At 37.8% G+C, this 2,869-nt stretch carries 3 protein-coding genes; all 3 read right to left on the minus strand.

Features of this window, described 5'->3' with window-relative positions; genetic code table 11:
* Positions 1–487 (minus strand): UDP-N-acetylglucosamine 2-epimerase (locus tag EA341_RS00100; RefSeq protein WP_293010648.1); only part of this gene is annotated, 487 nt, incomplete at its 3' end.
* 17 nt (positions 488–504) lie between these two features.
* On the minus strand, positions 505–1,503 hold the full coding sequence (locus EA341_RS00105) for an N-acetylneuraminate synthase family protein (protein ID WP_293010649.1): 999 nt from the start codon (positions 1,501–1,503) through the stop codon (positions 505–507).
* Positions 1,500–2,869 (minus strand): asparagine synthetase B (locus EA341_RS00110; RefSeq protein ID WP_293010650.1); only part of this gene is annotated, 1,370 nt, incomplete at its 5' end. The genes EA341_RS00105 and EA341_RS00110, both read right to left, overlap by 4 nt.

A 2,869-nucleotide genomic window follows, 5' to 3' on the forward strand; every position in this document is an offset into this window, starting at 1 on the left:
TAACAACCCTGTCATAGGCTCCTTGAGAAGCTACAAAATGATAATCAGCTAACTTGGTAATGGAATGTCTTACTTTTTCATCAATATTCCCGGTCACTTCTCCACCCTGTATATGGGCCAGAGGAATGTTCATATAAGATGCTGCAATTGCTGTGGCCATTGTTTCAAATCTATCGGCAACAGTTACCACTATATCTGGTGAAAGGTTGTCAAATACTGTTGACAATTCAAGTATTCCAATACCGGTAGTCTTTGCAGCAGCTGTCAGATTCTCTCCTTCCAAAATATTAAAAACCTTGGCCGAGATTTCAAAACCATCCTTAAGCATGTAATTAACAGCTGAACCGTATCTATCCAATAAAGCTGAAGCCGCTACAACAAGTTGAAGCTCAAGATCAGGATGTTCATTGATAGCCTCCAAGGCAGTCTTTATCCTTGAATAGGATGGCCTTGCAGTAATTACAACACAGATTTTTCTTTTTCCCATTTTTATCTTTTATTGGATTAGTTATCCGAAAGCATATCATTGGTGATGAACTCCCATTGTTGAATATCCCTTGATGCTATTTTTCCCACAACCAAGTTATATTGACTTGCAGGAATCCCTCTATTCCCAGGTTTTTTTGCTTCTAAATCCTGAATTGAAATCACTTCCCCCTTTTTTTTGGCTTTATTCAAGGAAAGGCTTTTTTCAAAAATCTGCTTTAATTCAGAAAATTTGGAATTATCACTTTTGTCGATTGGATTGTTAAACGCTGTTTGAATCTGCTTGATACCAAGACATAGTTTTGCAACATCATCAATCTGTAAACTGGATGCAGAGTCGGGACCAAATTGCCTTTTATCGAATACTACATGAAATTCAAAAATGCTTGCTCCTAATGTTGCTGCAGCAAGGCAGGCAAATATATCTCCACTATGATCAGAGAAACCAATAGGCACTTTGTATCTTAAAGATAGTTCTTGGATGACATTCAAGCCCCAAAGTTCCGGAGATGTTGGATAAGCAGTGGTACATTGAAGGATACTGAGGTCCACCCCTTTTTCTTTTAGGAAATTGACAGTCTGGTCAAGTTCAGCAAATGAACTCATCCCTGAACTTAACATAACAGGCTTCCCTGTTTGAGAGATTTTTTCAAGCATCAAATAATTGCTTACTTCTCCTGAACCTATTTTATATCTATTTACTCCCAATTTCTCCAACAACTCTACGGCCTGATTACTGAATGGAGAAGATATAAACTCAAGTCCTTTTTCTTCACAGTGAGTCTTAATCCCTGCCCATTGTTCAGGTGTAAACTCCATCCTTTTCCAATAATCATATCGCGTGGAATCTTGATAGCTGAATTTAACCCTAAAGGGCTCGTATGAAGAACTCTCAGCTTCTGCAATATGTGTTTGAAATTTGACGGCATTTACTCCTGTACCTGATAGTGCATCAATAAATGCATGAGCCTGCCCCAAGCTTCCGTCGTGTGCTTGACCTATTTCTGCAATGATCATATTTTTTGGGTTAAGAAATCATGAGGTACTTTGAGATGGAATACCCTCAACCATATTTCCAATACCAATATTCCAAATAGGACTCTTGCCAATGTAGGAGTTGGCTGTGTTTGGTGCTGTTTGATCAAGCTTAGAATTCCTTCTCTGTTAAAATCAAAAAAAGAAGATGAAACTCCTTCCTGAATCATACTTTGAAGCAGGATTCCCCATTCATTTTGCATAAAACCAGCATAGGGTATAGAGAAACCTTTTTTGGGACCATGTTTGACTTTTCCTGTAAAATCTTCCAAAATAGACCTGGTTAACTCTTTGTCTATATGATTTGGCATCATAGAAGATACCGGAACACTCATCAAGTAATCAACTAGAGTGTGGTCTAAAAATGGAGCTCGGACTTCCACACTGCTATGCATAGCTGCAGAATCAATTTTATACAAAAATGCACCTGGTAATTTGGTAGCATAATCTACATGAAAACTAATTTTAGAATAGTTTTCACCTAGTTCTTTTTCCAAGGATAAAAACTTCCTCCAAGTGGCATTGATATTTTGCTGCTGATTGAATACACTGGAAAGTAGTGAGTTATTGAGATTATGCCTTCTGTAATAACCACTCCAACCACCAAGTGTCATCCTGTTTCTGTCGTTTAACCTTGCTGCAAATTGCTTTTCGACCCAAGATGTTTGGTTCCCCAATACTTTTTCTATGACTTTATTGCCACCGGGAAGTCCATGGAACTTTACACTTTGGTAAAGGTTCGTTCTATTGTAAGATCCAAACAATTCATCTCCTCCATCTCCTGAAAGCATGACTTTGTACCTGTCTTTAATTTGGTCAGTCACCATAAAAGAAGGGATCAATGAGGCGTCTGCAAGAGGTTGTATATCCTTCAAAATATTACCAAGCCGACTCAGTGAATCAATATCCACTGGAACAACCTCATGATTGATATTCAGTTTTCTGGCAAATTCCCGCGCTCCTGAAGTTTCATCCATATCCTTATCCTTGGTACCCATGGTTATGGCTTGAATTCCAGGTTTAATATCATTGGCAATTGCCGTGATCAATGATGAATCAATACCAGAACTTAAAAATGAAGCTACTGGCACATCTGCATGTAACTCCCTTTGAATGATTTCATAAAGTTTTTCTTTGGTGTTCTTTTTAAGTACATCAAATGGGACAGGTTCACCTATTTTTGAAGGAAGCTTATAGTAGGGTTTAAATTCGAATTTATCTTTTGCAAATAGATAATGTGCTCTTGGAAATTGATTTACTTGCTTGTAAATGGTATGAAAGTCACTTATATATAGATTTTCGATCAGATCTACGACTGCTTCCTGATTGATCAATAGCTCGTCAGGAT

This window comes from Mongoliibacter sp. (assembly GCF_007692705.1).
GTDB lineage: Bacteria > Bacteroidota > Bacteroidia > Cytophagales > Cyclobacteriaceae > Mongoliibacter.